Origin of the sequence: Promicromonospora sp. CA-289599, from assembly GCF_050936155.1 — a bacterium.
Classification (GTDB): Bacteria; Actinomycetota; Actinomycetes; order Actinomycetales; family Cellulomonadaceae; genus Promicromonospora.
Map to the genome: position 1 here is coordinate 5,721,680 of NZ_JBNJNI010000001.1, position 13,982 is coordinate 5,735,661.

At 71.4% G+C, this 13,982-nt stretch carries 13 protein-coding genes; 4 read left to right on the forward strand and 9 right to left on the reverse strand.

Annotated elements, in window-relative coordinates:
- The first annotated feature begins 215 nt into the window (after positions 1–215).
- Positions 216–560, forward strand: coding sequence for an RNA polymerase-binding protein RbpA (locus ACQEVI_RS25485; RefSeq protein WP_026365682.1), 345 nt, complete (start codon positions 216–218; stop codon positions 558–560).
- A 113-nt stretch (positions 561–673) separates the two neighbouring features.
- Here ACQEVI_RS25485 and lnt read toward each other — a convergent pair whose 3' ends face one another.
- From lnt to ACQEVI_RS25515, 6 genes are all read right to left on the reverse strand, one after another.
- The gene (gene lnt, locus ACQEVI_RS25490; RefSeq protein WP_432904643.1) at positions 674–2,347 is read right to left on the reverse strand and encodes an apolipoprotein N-acyltransferase; all 1,674 of its coding nucleotides are present in this window, start codon (positions 2,345–2,347) and stop codon (positions 674–676) included.
- A gap of 38 nt (positions 2,348–2,385) precedes the next feature.
- Positions 2,386–4,182 carry an amidohydrolase gene (locus ACQEVI_RS25495; protein WP_432904646.1) on the reverse strand — a complete coding sequence of 599 codons (1,797 nt, stop codon included), beginning with the start codon at positions 4,180–4,182 and terminating at the stop codon, positions 2,386–2,388.
- Positions 4,183–4,222: 40 nt separating this feature from the next.
- Entirely contained in the window at positions 4,223–7,168 is a 2,946-nt protein-coding gene (locus ACQEVI_RS25500; RefSeq protein WP_432904649.1) for a DEAD/DEAH box helicase, read from the reverse strand.
- A gap of 63 nt (positions 7,169–7,231) precedes the next feature.
- Positions 7,232–7,972 (reverse strand): twin-arginine translocase subunit TatC, encoded by a 741-nt coding sequence (tatC, locus tag ACQEVI_RS25505; RefSeq protein WP_432906126.1) that lies wholly within the window; start codon positions 7,970–7,972, stop codon positions 7,232–7,234.
- Between the two features lie 37 nt (positions 7,973–8,009).
- Entirely contained in the window at positions 8,010–8,309 is a 300-nt protein-coding gene (tatA, locus tag ACQEVI_RS25510) for a Sec-independent protein translocase subunit TatA (protein ID WP_432904652.1), read from the reverse strand.
- Between the two features lie 173 nt (positions 8,310–8,482).
- On the reverse strand, positions 8,483–8,770 hold the full coding sequence (locus tag ACQEVI_RS25515) for a metal-sensitive transcriptional regulator (RefSeq protein ID WP_432904655.1): 288 nt from the start codon (positions 8,768–8,770) through the stop codon (positions 8,483–8,485).
- A gap of 130 nt (positions 8,771–8,900) precedes the next feature.
- Here ACQEVI_RS25515 and ACQEVI_RS25520 point away from each other — a divergent pair, with 130 nt between their 5' ends.
- From ACQEVI_RS25520 to ACQEVI_RS25530, 3 genes are all read left to right on the forward strand, one after another.
- Positions 8,901–9,086: a hypothetical protein gene (locus tag ACQEVI_RS25520; RefSeq protein ID WP_432904658.1), complete on the forward strand. Its 186-nt coding sequence runs from the start codon at positions 8,901–8,903 to the stop codon at positions 9,084–9,086.
- A gap of 69 nt (positions 9,087–9,155) precedes the next feature.
- Entirely contained in the window at positions 9,156–10,574 is a 1,419-nt protein-coding gene (locus tag ACQEVI_RS25525) for an MBL fold metallo-hydrolase (protein ID WP_432904661.1), read from the forward strand.
- Between the two features lie 46 nt (positions 10,575–10,620).
- Entirely contained in the window at positions 10,621–11,430 is an 810-nt protein-coding gene (locus ACQEVI_RS25530; RefSeq protein WP_432904664.1) for a sulfite exporter TauE/SafE family protein, read from the forward strand.
- Here ACQEVI_RS25530 and ACQEVI_RS25535 read toward each other — a convergent pair.
- From ACQEVI_RS25535 to ACQEVI_RS25545, 3 genes are all read right to left on the reverse strand, one after another.
- Positions 11,420–11,752, reverse strand: a complete 333-nt coding sequence (locus ACQEVI_RS25535; RefSeq protein ID WP_432904667.1) for a hypothetical protein — start codon at positions 11,750–11,752, stop codon at positions 11,420–11,422. The two genes, ACQEVI_RS25530 and ACQEVI_RS25535, sit on opposite strands and share 11 nt — an antisense overlap.
- A gap of 77 nt (positions 11,753–11,829) precedes the next feature.
- Positions 11,830–12,804 carry a helix-turn-helix transcriptional regulator gene (locus tag ACQEVI_RS25540; protein WP_432904670.1) on the reverse strand — a complete coding sequence of 325 codons (975 nt, stop codon included), beginning with the start codon at positions 12,802–12,804 and terminating at the stop codon, positions 11,830–11,832.
- The gene (locus tag ACQEVI_RS25545) at positions 12,797–13,969 is read right to left on the reverse strand and encodes a helix-turn-helix transcriptional regulator (RefSeq protein WP_432904673.1); all 1,173 of its coding nucleotides are present in this window, start codon (positions 13,967–13,969) and stop codon (positions 12,797–12,799) included. Before ACQEVI_RS25545 ends, ACQEVI_RS25540 begins: the two co-directional genes overlap by 8 nt.
- Positions 13,970–13,982 lie beyond the last annotated feature (13 nt).

The following is a 13,982-nucleotide window of genomic DNA, read 5'->3' on the forward strand; positions in this document are numbered from 1 at the left end:
ACCGGCCGGGACGCACGTGAGATCGGGCACATCAGCGCCCAGTTTGCCCGGAGTGCGCTTGCGCGCGCACATCCGACGCGTAGCCTGATCAGACGGCTGGAAAGTGGACGGCCGAAGAGTTTGAGCAATCACGGCTGGAACATCACAGAGGGTCCCCGCGTTGGCACTACGGACCTTTTTCCGCCACCAATCCCGACAACCCTCTGGAGGACATCGTGCCCGACCGGTCCCTGCGCGGTATGAGCATCGGTAGTAAGAGCATGGAGTCCGACGAGGGCGTGGACTTCGCCCCTCGGTTCCAGGCCTACTACGACTGCCCCAATGGCCACACCATCATCCTGCCCTTCGCCACTGACGCGGACGTACCCCCGATCTGGGAGTGCCGCTGCGGCGAGGAAGCACTCCTGCGCGACGCCGAGAAGCCGGAGCCCAAGGCGACGAAGCCCCAGCGCACCCACTGGGACATGCTCCTGGAGCGCCGCACGGTGAAGGAGCTCGAAGACCTGCTCGACGAGCGCCTCGAGCTGCTGCGCGCCGGCAAGCTCCGCCGCTCCGCCTGAGAGCAGCACTTGAAAGCAGTACCTGAAAGCAGCTGAACGACCGTCGGGTCCGGACCACATGGTCCGGACCCGACGGTCGTTCTACGTCTACCGGTTCTGTCTACCGGTTCCGTCTACCGGTGCCGACGTCCACCGACCAGCCCCGCCACGACCAGAGCCACCGCGAGAGCACCGACCACCCAGCCCGGCCAGTACCCCGCAGCGACCGCAGGCGTGATCGAGGACCGCAACGGCAGGTGCGTCACGAACTCGTCAGCCGTGAACAACCCCGTACGCCGCACCACCGTGCCGTCCGGCGTGATCACCCCCGACACACCCACCGTCGAGATCTGCACCGCCGCCCGACCCGTCGTGATCGCCTGCATCCGCGACATCGCCAGCTGCTGCGTCGACTCCGCCGTGAACCCGAACGACGCATTGTTCGTCGGGACCACCAGCACCTGCGCACCCTCCAGGACCGCGTCCCGCACGATCTCGTCGTACGCCACCTCGAAACAGATGACCGTGCCCATCCGGTACCCGCCCTGCCCCAACCGGCTCGGCACCTCCACGACCGGCGGGTTCACCCCCGCGATCATGTCCGTCGTCACCCGGTCCACCTGATCCGACAGCAGCCGCAGGAACGGCCGCATCGGGATGTACTCACCGAACGGCGCCGGATGCTGCTTCGCGTACCGCCCGATCACCCCGTTGCCCGCCTGCCACAGCAACGACACGTTGTACCGGCCCCCCGACTCCGGGAACTCCTGCGCCCCCACCAGGATCGGCGCCCCCACCGCCGTCGCCGCCGCGTCCAGCCCCCGCGCGACGTCCGGCGCCGTCTGCGGGTCCAGATCACTGCCGTTCTCCGGCCACAGCACCACGTCCAGCTCACCCGCGAAGTCCTCCGCCAGCGTGTACGTACCCTCCAGATGGTTGTTCAGCACCTCCGCCCGGTTCGCGAAAGCACCAAGACCCGGCTCCCCCACGTTCCCCTGGACCGCACCCGCCCACAGCGTCCCGTCCTCCGCCAGGTCGCTCCCCGCGTCATACACCTCGGCCCCGTCCGGCGTCTCGACGGCGCCGGCGCTCGCGGACGTCGCCAGTGGCAGCGCGAGCGGCGCGACGACGACCGCGACACCCAGCGCGAGGGCTCCGGCGGCGCGGCGTACCTCGCGTCCGGGGGTGCTCGCCGGTGCGGTAGCTGGCGTGGTAGCTGGCGTGGTGATTGGCGTGGCACGGAGCCGGACCGCGCGGACCAGGCCGGCCACGGCCAGGGCGAGCAGCACACCGGCGAACGCGACCAGCAGGCTCACGGCGACGGTGCCGCCCAGCCAGGCGGCGCGTCCGGTGGGGGTGCCTGCCATCGCCCACGCGAGGCGGCCCCAGGGGAACCCGCCGAACGGGACCTCGGCGCGCCACTGCTCCACCGCCACGTAGAGCACGGCGAACGCCGCGGCGAGCCGCCAGCCGCGGCGGCGCAGGAATCTCGCGCGGCGCACCCAGGTCCAGAGCGCGCCGAACAGCGCGAGGAACAGGGCTTCGACCGTCGACATGGCGATCCAGGGCGCGGTCTCGGTCGACTCGTGCGCCCACCACAGGTGGGGCAGGAAGAAGGCCAGGCCGAACAGGAGACCGATCAGGAAGTTCCACCGGGCGCTGTCCCTGCCGAGCGACCAGTACAGGGTGGCGACGGCGACGAAGGCGGCGGGCCACGCTCCGGCGTCGGGGAACGCGGACCAGAGCAGGAGGCCACCGGCACCGGCGAGAAAGAGGGACAGCAGCCGTGACGGCTCGGGCAGACGCACGCCCGCAGCCTACCGTCGGCCCACAACGAGGCCGATCATCAGAACGTGTCGTGGAGGATGACGCCGTCGCGCATCGTGTGCAGGCACTCCGGCGTGACGGCGTCCGGGGCGAGGTCGGGCAGCAGGGGCGTGCCCGCGCGGGCCTCCTCGCTCCAGGAGCTGAGGCGGCCGGGTGCGGCCTGCACGCCGAGGCGTTCGGCCCGCCAGACGGCGAGGTGCGCGGGCGCGCCGACCCGCAGCTGCCCGGCGCCGGTGTGGTCGAGGCCGGCGAGGCGCCAGCCGCCGCGGGTGTGGGCGCGGAACGCGGCGCCGGCGGAGATGCGCTGGTCGGGGTCCTCGTGGCTGGTCGCGGCGCGCACGCCCTGCCAGGGGTCCACGGGGGTGACCGGGGTGTCGGACCCGAACGCGAGCGGCACCCCGGCCTGGGCGAGGTCGGCGAACGGCATGAGTGATCCGGCCCGCAGAGGGCCGAGGCGCGTGGCGTAGACGCCCTTGCTGCCGCCGAAGGAGGAGTCGAACGCCGGCTGCACCGACAGGCCGACGCCCTGCGTGAGCAGTACGGCGAGCGTCGTCGCGTCCACGAACAGGCCGTGCTCGATGCGGTGGTGCGCGGCGCGTACCGCGCTGTCGCCGGTGAGCTGGGCGGCGATCTGGAGCCCGAGGACCATGGTGTCCATCGCGCGGTCCCCGATGACGTGGAACGCGCCCTGCACACCCGCGCCCGGTCCCCGGGCGTTCTGGACGGCGGCCAGGTGGTGGGCGATCTGCTCGGCGGACAGGTACAGGTTGCCGGTCCAGGGGCTGCCGTCGGCGTGGGTCAGCGCGCCGGAGAAGGACGCGGAGGACGGGTCGAGCGGCAGGTCGGAGTAGGGGCTGCGCAGGGCGGCGGTGCGGGACCCGATGGAGCCGTCGACGTTGAGGTCCCCGCCGATCCCGGTGAGGAACGGCAGCTCGGCCAGCAGTGCGCGGGCGTCGTCGGTGGTGCGGCAGAGCTCGCCGCGGTAAGCGGCCAGGTGCGGCAGGGCGGGGGCGTCCGGATCCGCGACGGACTCCTCGCTGATCGAGCCCGTCGTCATGGTGTACAGCTCGGCGAGGCCGGCCCGGGTGTCGAGGTGCGCACCGCTCATCTCGTGCACGGACACGATGCCGCGGGCCGCCCATGCGGCGAGGGTCTCGCGGTAGAGGCGGGTGCGGCGCTCGGGAGAGAGCGTGTGGGCCACGGCGCGCACCGTGTGGTGCAGGTCGGCGGTGACGAGGCCGGTGTCGACGGGGGCGTCGGACCAGCCGGAGCCGGACATTCCCATGCCCGTCCAGGCGGGGTCGCGTTCGATGCCGGCGCGGGCGGCCATGGCGCTGGAGACCACGGCCGAGTGCACGTCGACGCGTGCCGCGTAGACGGGACGGCCGCCGCAGGCGTCGTCGAGCTCCTGCCGGGTGAACGTGCGCTCCTCGGGCCAGGTCTGCTCGTCCCAGCCGAAGGCGAGCAGCACCTGGTCACCGGACGGGTCGGTGGCGGCCAGCCGCCGGGCACCGGTGTGCAGGGCGGCCAGCGCGTCGGCGAGGGAGTGCACTCCCCCGGCGGGCGTGAGGTCCACGGCGTCGCTCGCCAGGCCGGTCTCCAGGACGTGGGCGTGCGCGTCGACGAACCCGGGGGTCACCAGCGCGCCGTCCAGGTCGATCACGCGGTCCGCGCGGGCGGCGAGGCCCGCGGCGGTGTCGTTCGCACCGAGCCAGGCCACCACACCGTCGTCGACCAGGATCGCCTCGGCGAAGGGGTCCGCCGACGAGTGGATGACGCCGTTGCGGTACAGGATGGATCGGGCGGGCTGGCTCACGGTGGAAATCGTATGCGATCAGCCCGCCCGGCGCGGCTGGTCAGAGGCTCGAGTACGCCACCACCCCGCGCAGCACCGCGTCCTGTGCCTTGCGCGCCGTGGTGCGCAGCTTGTCCGACGGCGCCGCGCCCCCGAGCTGGTCGAGCACGTCGATGACCTGCTTGCACCAGCGCACGAAGTCGCCGGCGGCCAGGTCGGACCCGCGCAGCACGCTGTCCAGCGTCTTGCCGGACGCCCACCGGTACATCGCGCCGACCAGTCCCAGGTCGAGCGGGCCGGTGGCGTCGATGCCGTGCGCCTCCTCGAGGTCGTCGACCTCGGACCAGACCCGCTGGGTCTCGTCCAGCACGGCGGCCAGGCGCCCGGTGGGGCCGCCGGGGATGTACGGGTCGGGGGCGTCGTCGCGTCGTGACTGGTACACGACCGTGGAGACGACGGCGGCCAGGCCTGCCGGGTCGAGGCCGTCCCATGCCCCGCGGCGCAGGCACTCGGCCAGGAGCAGGTCGTTCTCCGCGTAGAGGCGGCGCAGCCATCGGCCGTCGTCGGTGACCCGGATCCTGCCGGACTCCTGCAGGCCGGTGCCCGTGTCGGTGCGGGCGTCGGTGCGCTGCAGGTAGCCGAGGGTGAGGAGCACGTCGAGGGTGCGGTCGAAGGTGCGGGCGATGGACCCGGTGCGGCCCTCGACGCGGCGCACGAGCTGGTCGTGCTCCCGCTTGAGCTTGTTCCAGCGTTCCGCCCAGCGCGCGTGGTCATCGCGTTCGGGGCAGGCGTGGCACGGGTGCGCCTTGAGGGCCTTGCGCAGCCGGGCGAGCTCGGCGTCGGTCGCGGCGTCGGACCGCCGTCCGACCCGGCCCCCGCGTGCGGCGGCGCCGGGTGGTGTGCTGGTGGAGTGGGCGGAGGGGACGTCGTCGGCGAGGGCGCCCAGTGCGTTACGCATGGAGGAGACGAGGTCGCGGCGGGCGTCGGGCTTGCGGGGGTTGAACGCCTTGGGGATCTTGACGGTCGTGACGGTCTCCAGGCCGGCGGGGGCGTCGGCGAGGGTCAGCTTCTTGACCTGTCGTTCCTGGGTGAGCACCGTGGGGCGTGGTCCGTCGAACCCGCCGGGTTCGCCGGGGTCGAGCACGAGGACGTACCCGCGCCGCCGTCCGGTCGGGACCTCGACGACGTCGCCGCGGCGCAGCGCCTCCAGGGAGGCCACGATCTGTGCGCGTTCGGCGCCGGACGCGGCGCGCGACAGCTCCTTCTCGCGGTCCTTGATGGCGCGACGCAGGTCCATGTACGCGCCGAAGTCGCCTTCGGTGCAGGACATGGCCTTGGCGTACCCGTCGAGGGCCTCGGCGTGCGCCTGGGCCTGCTTGGCGAGGCCGACGACGCCGCGGTCGGCCTGGAACTGCGCGAAGGAGGTCTCCAGGACCTCGCGGGCGCGGTCGCGGCCGACCTGGGCGACGAGGTTGACGGCCATGTTGTACGTGGGCCGGAAGCTGGACTTGAGCGGGTAGAGGCGCTTGGACGCGAGGCCGGCCAGCGCCACGGGGTCCAGCGCGGGGTGGTCGACGACGACGGCGTGGCCCTCGACATCGATGCCGCGGCGGCCGGCGCGCCCGGTGAGCTGGGTGAACTCGCCCGGGGTGACGGGGACGTGGCTGGTGCCGTCCCACTTGACGAGCTTGTCCAGGACGACGGACCGGGCGGGCATGTTGATGCCGAGCGCGAGGGTCTCGGTGGCGAACACGACCTTGACGAGGCCGCGCGAGAAGAGGTCCTCGACGGTCTCCTTGAACACGGGGAGCATGCCGGCGTGGTGGGCGGCGACGCCGCGGGCCAGGGCCTGTGACCAGGCCCAGTAGCCGAGGACGTCGAGGTCCTCCGGCGGGATGGCGGCGGTGCGCTCCTCCACGACGGACCGGATGGTCGCCTCCTCCTGCGGGGAGGTCAGCCGCAGCCCGGCCTTGAGGCACTGGTCGACGGCGGCCTCGCAGCCCGCGCGCGAGAACACGAAGTAGATGGCGGGCAGCAGGGCGTCGGCGTTGAGCGCGTCGATGACGATGAACCGCGGCGGGGTGCGTCGGTTCGGGCCGATGCCCCCTGAGCTGTCGTCGCCGCGGCGTGCGTCACCGCCGCGGTACCCGCGGCCGCGCCCGGCGCCCCGGCCGCGTCGTCCGCCGGGGCCGGAGCGGTAGTCGCCGGGGCGGTTGCCGCCGCGCCCGGACCGGAACGCGGCGGACAGGTCGGGGTTGATGGGCGGGTTGGTGCCGGGGTCGGTCGGGTCGACGTGCCCGTCGTACAGGTCCAGGAGGCGCGGCTTGCCGCGCGGCTCCTGGGAGGACATGAGGACGTGCTGCCACAGGGGTACGGGCCGGCGTTCGGAGACGACGACGGCGGTGTCGCCGCGGACCATCTCGAGCCAGTCGCCGAACTCCTCGGCGTTGGACACGGTCGCGCTGAGGGAGACGAGCTGCACGTCGTCGGAGAGGTGGATGATCACCTCTTCCCAGACGGGGCCGCGGAAGCGGTCGGCGAGGTAGTGCACCTCGTCCATGACCACGTACGCCAGGCCGTCCAGGGTCGGGGAGCCCGCGTAGAGCATGTTGCGGAGCACCTCGGTGGTCATGACCACCACCGGTGCGTCGCCGTTGATCGTGGTGTCGCCGGTGAGCAGGCCGACGTTGTCGATGCCGTGGCGGCGCACGAGGTCGGCGTACTTCTGGTTGGACAGGGCCTTGATGGGCGTGGTGTAGAACGCCTTGCGGCCGGACGCCAGCGCGAGGTGGACGGCGAACTCGCCGACGACGGTCTTGCCGGCTCCGGTGGGTGCTGCCACGAGGACGGCGCGGCCTTGTTCGAGGGCCTCGCAGGCCTGCACCTGGAAGTCGTCGAGCTCGAAGCCGATGACCTCCCGGAAGCGGGTCAGCTCGGGGTGCTCGGCCGCTGAACGGCTCTGGGTCCGAAAGGCCGTGTACCGCTCGGCGGGGCTCAGCTCGCTCATGGGCACAGCCTACGGTCACTCACCGACAGCCCCGGGCGCGACAGGCGCACCGGGGCTGTCGGGTCAGAGCTCGGCGGCCGCGAGCCGCTTCTCGACGCGCTTGTCGTGCAGCTGCGCGACGCCGACGGCGGCGAAGTAGAGCACGCAGATCGGCAGTGCGACGAGGATCATCGTCATGGCGTCCGGGGTCGGCGTGATGATCGCCGCGAACGTGAAGGCGACGAGGATCGCCCACCGCCAGCCGGCCAGCATCGCCTTGGCGGTCAGGATGCCCGCGAAGTTCAGGCCCACCAGCAGCACCGGGGACAGGAACGCGAGCCCGAACGCGATGAGCAGCCGCATCACGAGGGACAGGTACTCCTGGGCGTTGGTGAACGCGGTCGCGTCGTCCGGCAGGAACCCGGACAGGATCTCGATCGCGTGCGGGAACACGAGCCACGCCATGTACGCGCCACCGAGGAACAGCGGGAACGCCGCACCGACGAACCCGTACGCGTACTTCTTCTCGTTCTTGTTCAGGCCCGGGGTGATGAACGCCCACACCTGGTAGAGCCACCAGGGGCAGGTGAGGAACACGGCGAGGAACAGGGACGACTTGATCTTCAGGTCCAGTGCTGCCATCGGACCGGCGAAGTTCAGGGTCATCTCGTTGCCCCGCATCTCCTCCGCCACCACGAGGGGTCGCTGGAGCAGGACCAGCAACGGGTCGTAGAGCAGCCATCCGGCGACGGCGCCGACCACGAGGCCGACTGCTATCAGGACGAATCTCTTGCGCAGCTCGAGCAGGTGCGCGAGCAGAGGCATGCGGCCGTCGGACGGCCGCCTCGTACGTGCCACCGGTTCAGGCCTTGGGGATGTCGCGGTCCCTGTTGGAGATCAAGCCCGGTACCTCGTCGGTGCTCGAGCTCGCGCCCGGTCCCGCCGTCGAGCTGGGGCTGGAGGTGGTGGTCCCGCCCGGGGCCTCAGCAACGTTGCTGTTCGCGTTCCCGGAGCCGTCCTCGCGCAGGTCCTTGACCTCCTTCTTGAAGATCTTCATCGACTGGCCGACGCTCTTGGCCAGACCCGGCAGGCGGGAGGACCCGAAGAGCAGAAGGACGACGACGAGCAGGACGATCCAGTGCCACGGCTGCATTGCGCCCATGGTGACTCCTTACGGTGCGGTACCGATACGCGGTGTGATGCGGATATGACCGATCCTACGCGGACCAGGGGGGCACAAAGGTAGCCCTGCGGTGGACGGAAGATGGCACGGCCCGCGGGTGCCCGTGCCGACGGGCACCCGCGGGCACGGGCAGGCACCGGTCCGGACCAGGCTCAGGCGAGCGTCAGGAACAGCTTCTCGAGCTCGTCGGGCTGGGCGAGGTTCTCGGCGTCGGGGTCGGCGAGGCACTCCTTCAGCGCTGTCGAGATCACCAGGAAGCCGGCCCGGTCAAGGGCCTTCGAGACTGCCGCGAGCTGCTGGACGACGTCGCGGCAGTCCTCGCCGTTCTCCACCGCGGTGACGACGGCGGCGAGCTGACCGTGCGCGCGCCGCAGCCGGTTCACGATCTTGCGCTGAGCGTCCGCGTCGTGGAGCACTCCCGTGCGCGTCGTATCCGTCATGGAACTCCCTCTCGTGGTTCGACTTGACACCGAGGATACCCCCCTGGGTATCCTCCCCACATACCCCGGGGGGTATCTACGACAGGCTAGCGCCGGACACGACAGACATTCAGACCTGAAGGAGTACGACATGTGTCGAGCAGTGACCTGCAACGTGTGCAAGAAGACGACCTGGGCCGGCTGCGGACAGCACGTCCAGATCGTGAAGCAGTCCGTGCCCGCATCCCAGTGGTGCAACGGCAAGCACACGCCGGCGCAGATCGAGGCGTCGAAGACGGCCGGCGAGGGCTTCTTCGCCAGGCTCTTCGGCCGTTGAGCAGGTCGTGCGACGCGAAGCGACCGCGACGAACGGCTGACGGACACCTGATCTGAAGGAGGAGCGACCATGCTGCTGGAACGTATCTACGACGAGGACCTCGCCCAGGCGAGCTACCTGATCGGCTGCCAGGCGACCGGTGAGGCGATGGTGGTCGACCCCCGGCGTGACCTGGCCGTGTACCTGAGGAGTGCCGAGCAGAACGGGATGCGGATCACGGCAGTGGCCGAGACCCACATCCACGCCGACTACCTCTCCGGTACCCGCGAGCTCGCCGCGCGGACCGGCGCGACGATGTACGTCTCGGACGAGGGCGGGCCGGACTGGACCTACGGCACCGCGTTCGACGGCGCGGTGCGGATGAAGGACCGTCACGACATCAGGCTCGGCAACATCACCGTCCAGGCCGTGCACACCCCGGGCCACACGCCCGAGCACCTGTCGTTCCTCGTCACGGACGGGGCGCAGGCAGATTCGCCAGGGTTCATGCTGACCGGCGACTTCGTCTTCGTCGGCGACGTGGGCCGCCCTGACCTGCTGGACGAGGCGGCCGGTGGTGTCGACACCCGCTTCGCGGGTGCGAAGGCTCTGTTCGCGAGCCTGCGAGACCGGTTCCTGACGTTGCCCGACTACGTGCAGGTGCTGCCCGCCCACGGTTCCGGCAGCGCGTGCGGCAAGGCGCTCGGCTCCGTCCCGGCCTCCACCGTCGGCTACGAGCGTGCGTTCTCGTGGTGGAGCGGCTACGTCGAGAACAACGACGAACAGGGTTTCGTGGACGAGCTCCTCGCCGGCCAGCCGGACGCGCACGCCTACTTCGCTCGCATGAAGGTGCAGAACAAGACGGGCCCGGCTGTGCTCGGCGAGCTGCCTGCCCTGGTGGAGTACACGGCAGAGCAGCTGAACGCGGGGCTCGCGAACGACGAGCTGATCGTCGTCGACACGCGACACAACAGCGACGTGCACAAGGGCACCGTGTCGGGCGCGCTCAATATCCCGGGTCCGGCGAAGGCCGCAAGCTACGGCGCGTGGGTGTACGACCCAGAGACCGAGAGCCGTCCGCTGGTGCTGCTGACCAGCGATGCCGCTCAGGCGGAGGTCTTGCGCGACCACCTCGTGCGCGTCGGCATCGACACGGTCACCGGCTACACGACGTCGTGCGACGGACTCGAGCTGGTGACGCCCACGCTGCTGGCTCCGCAGGACCTCGGCTCGTTCGAGCACGCGCTGCTCCTGGACGTGCGCAACAAGACCGAGTACGCGCAAGGCCACCTGCCGGGCGCGGAGCAGCTGAGCGGCGGCCGGGTGCTCTGGTCGCTGGACCAGCTTCCCGAGGACGGCACGATCGTGACCTACTGCCAGAGCGGCGTGCGCAACAGCGTCGTCGCGAGCGCACTGCGCCGGCACGGATACGACGTGGCCGAGCTCGACGGCTCCTACCAGGGCTGGGCGGCACTACCGGGGAACGTTCCAGTGGTGTCGGTGGCGTGAACGACGGCACCGGCCCGCCCTCCCCCTGCTACCCGAGAGACAGATCATGGACCTAGTCCTCATCGGCACGCTCCTCCTGGCGGTCCTTGTCGGTATCTCGCTCGGGTTGCTGGGCGGGGGCGGGTCCATCCTCACCGTGCCGATCCTCACGTACGTCGTCGGCATGGACCCGCAGGAGGCGATCGCGGCATCCCTGTTCATCGTCGGCACCACCAGCGCGGTCAGCACGCTCTCGCACGCCCGAGCGCACCGGGTGCGCTGGCGGACCGGCCTCGTCTTCGGTGCCGCCGGCATGGCGGGCGCCTTCGTGGGAGGCCTGCTCGGCGGGTTCGTGCCCGGCACGGTGCTCCTGCTCCTGTTCGCCGCGATGATGATCGCCACGGCGACCGCGGTGATCCGTGGGCGCTCGCGGCGGACCGCAGCCGTGGACGACGCCGCGCGGCCGCTGCCGGTCGCGCGCCTTGTCCTGGACGGGTTCCTGGTCGGTATCGCGACGGGTCTCGTGGGCGCCGGCGGCGGGTTCCTCGTCGTGCCTGCGCTGACGTTGCTCGGCGGTCTGCCCGTCGCGGTCGCGATCGGCACGTCGCTGCTGGTGATCACCATGAAGTCGTTCGCCGGCCTGGCGGGCTACCTCCTCACCGTGCAGCTGCAGTGGCCGACCGTCCTCGCGTTCACCGCGGCAGCCGTGGCCGGTTCGTTCATCGGCACCGCGCTGGCGGGGAAGATCCCCGAGAAGCGGTTGCGTACCGGCTTCGGCGTCTTCGTACTGGTCATGGGGGTGGTCGTGCTGGTGCAGGAGCTGCCGGCGGCCATCTCGCTCGTCACCCCGGGTGCGTGCCCTGGGATCAGTCGTTGAAGTGCTTCCACTTCTGCCACGTCACCAGGTGCCGCGCCCGGCGCGCGTCCTTGCGCCCTGCGCGGGCGGTGCGCTGCGCGTTGACGCGCTGGTAGTGGATCGTCACGTCGTCGAACAGGCTGGGGCCGGCGTGCCGCGTGGTCGCGGCCTCGCGTGCCCGGTCGGACAGCTCCTGCAACCGGTCGCTCGACTCGCCGATGCGGCGCGACGCCCGTCCCAGCTCTTCCATCAGACCCTTTGCCGACCGCCAGAGAGAGCGGGCGAGAAAGAACGCTCCGACGAGGCTGCCTACGATCAGCAGGGTCCATACCCAGAACCACATGGTCGCCAAGCGTAGTGCGAATTTGCGGATGTGGCTGCGTCTCGGGTCGGCGGACCTGTCGCTGCCCTGGTTCGGGCCTAGTTCTCGTAGAGGGCGAGTGCCTCTGCGGCGGTCCCCGCGACGTCGTCGGCCAGGGAGCTGGGTGAGACGGACCGCACGTACGGGGCGAGCTGGATCAGGGTGCTGCGCAGCCAGCCCGGGTTGGTGACGCGCAGGGTGACCTCGAAGTCGCCGTCGGGCAGGTTGCGTACCGACTCGACGGGGACCTCCTCGGCGAACCACCGGGCCCGGGGTGCGAACCGGATGGTCGCCAGCGGTGAGGACCCGCCGGCGAACAGGGCCGCGAAGTCGATCTCGGCCGCCCGCTCCCCCACACCCGGGTGGTCCTGCACGGGAAGGTCGGACTCGGTGGCCTCCAGGATCCGGTCGACCCGGAAGGTGCGGGGCGCGGCGGCGCGGTAGCACCAGGCGGCGAGGTAGGCGAACTCGTCCTGCGTGTGCAGCCGGACGGGGTCGACCTCGCGTTCGCTGACGACGTCGGAGGAGGTCACGTACCGGATCCGGAGGCGGTGGCGGGCGGTCAGCGCGGACGTGATCGCGGACACGACCTGCCGGTCCCCGCCGGGAGCGAGGCGGACGTCGACGGCGTTCGCCGCCTCACCGGTCGCATCGGTGAGCTTGCGCAGCGCCGACTCCACGACGGCGGACCGGGCGGGGTCGGCCTGCACCGCGCCCGTGGCCTTCATGGCGCGCAGCGCGGCGACCAGCGCGACGGCCTCCCGAGTACCGAGCCGCAGCGGCCTGGTCATGCCCCGCGCCTCGGTCAGGTGCACGACGCCGCGGTCGATGGACGCGGCGTCGAAGTCGATGAGGTCGTCGGGCCAGTACCCGGGCGTGCCGGAGACCCAGAGGGCGTCGACGTCCTTCTGGATCTGTGCGGGCGTGGTCCCGAACCGCCTGGCCAGGTCAGCCACCGAAACCGGTCCGGCGCCGTCGAGGTAGGCGACGATGCCCAGCAGGCGCAGCAGCCTGTCGTCCGCGCGCTCAGCCACGGGACACCCCCTGTGTTCCCGTGCCGGCAACAGAACCCGTGCCCAGTGCCGCCGCCGCGGTGAGCCGGCGCAGCGTCTCGTTCCGTACCGGTTCGGGTTCGAGCACCACCAGCGCCGCCCCGTACCCGGCGGCCTCGGACGCCATCCCGGACAGGGACCGGTAGGGCACCTCGAGGATGTCCCACCCGGCGTGATCGCCGGCCCGTTCGCCCGCTGAGGCACCGGCATCTGCCCCGACAGGTCGGGGCAGGCGCTCGCTGTAGGCCTCGCGCTCTCCCTCGGGTACTGGTTTGGCGCGGGCACGCAGCGCCCCGGCGCGTTCGGGGCGGACGGCGACCACCGCCGCCCGGACCTCACCGTGCTGCGCCTTGCCGAGCATGACGTCGGTCTCGAAGTCGGGGATCTCGTAGGCGACGGCAGGACCGGTGATGCGCACGCGGGACTCGATGCGGGACATGCGGAACACGCGGGGGGCCAGCCGGTCGCGGTCGAAGCACATGAGGTACCAGCCGCCGTCGCGCGCCGCTATGCGCCAGGGTTCGACGTGCCTGGTCAGCACCGCGCCGTTGTACGCGGCCCGGTAGCTGAACGTGACCACGCGGCGGGCCTCTATCGCCTCCATGAGGGGCCCGTAGGCGTCACCCACGGCGCGCACGGACGGCGCGAGACCGGCCAGGGCATCCACGGAGGGGTCCCCGGCGCCGGCGGCACGCAGCTTGACCATCGCCCGGTTGATGTCCGTCCGCAGGGTCTTGTCCTGCCAGAACTGGGCGGCCAGGGACAGCACGCCGAGCTCGGCCGGAGTGAGGTCGACCGGCGGCAGCGCGTAGGCGTCCTGGTCGATCCGGTACCCGAGCTCGTCGGTGTGCCCACCGGTCCCGACCGTCACGACAGGGATGCCGAGCGCCCGCAGCATGTCCTTGTCCCGCTCGAACATCCGCTCGAACGCCTCGTCGCTGGGCGCGTCGGCGTACCCGGCCACCGCGGTGCGGACCTGCTGCTTGGTCATCGCCGCGTTCGTGTTCACGAGCGCGATGACAAGGTTCAGGAGCCGCTCGGCGGGGTTCAGACCGGGCGGCTGGCCGCCCGGCTGAGCGGACAGCTGGGTGGACGGCGGGACGGGTGACGGCGCGCTCTGCGCGCTGGGAGGCGGATCGATGGACATCAGGACAACGGTA

What these genes read in the sequence shown, in the direction of transcription:
- ACQEVI_RS25500 (WP_432904649.1), bottom strand. Translation starts at nt 7,168, where the DNA reads ATGAGCGAGCTGAGCCCCGCCGAGCGGTACACGGCCTTTCGGACCCAG.
- tatC (WP_432906126.1), bottom strand. Translation starts at nt 7,972, where the DNA reads ATGCCTCTGCTCGCGCACCTGCTCGAGCTGCGCAAGAGATTCGTCCTG.
- tatA (WP_432904652.1), bottom strand. Translation starts at nt 8,309, where the DNA reads ATGGGCGCAATGCAGCCGTGGCACTGGATCGTCCTGCTCGTCGTCGTC.
- ACQEVI_RS25515 (WP_432904655.1), bottom strand. Translation starts at nt 8,770, where the DNA reads ATGACGGATACGACGCGCACGGGAGTGCTCCACGACGCGGACGCTCAG.
- ACQEVI_RS25520 (WP_432904658.1), top strand. Translation starts at nt 8,901, where the DNA reads ATGTGTCGAGCAGTGACCTGCAACGTGTGCAAGAAGACGACCTGGGCC.
- ACQEVI_RS25525 (WP_432904661.1), top strand. Translation starts at nt 9,156, where the DNA reads ATGCTGCTGGAACGTATCTACGACGAGGACCTCGCCCAGGCGAGCTAC.
- ACQEVI_RS25530 (WP_432904664.1), top strand. Translation starts at nt 10,621, where the DNA reads ATGGACCTAGTCCTCATCGGCACGCTCCTCCTGGCGGTCCTTGTCGGT.
- ACQEVI_RS25535 (WP_432904667.1), bottom strand. Translation starts at nt 11,752, where the DNA reads ATGTGGTTCTGGGTATGGACCCTGCTGATCGTAGGCAGCCTCGTCGGA.
- ACQEVI_RS25545 (WP_432904673.1), bottom strand. Translation starts at nt 13,969, where the DNA reads ATGTCCATCGATCCGCCTCCCAGCGCGCAGAGCGCGCCGTCACCCGTC.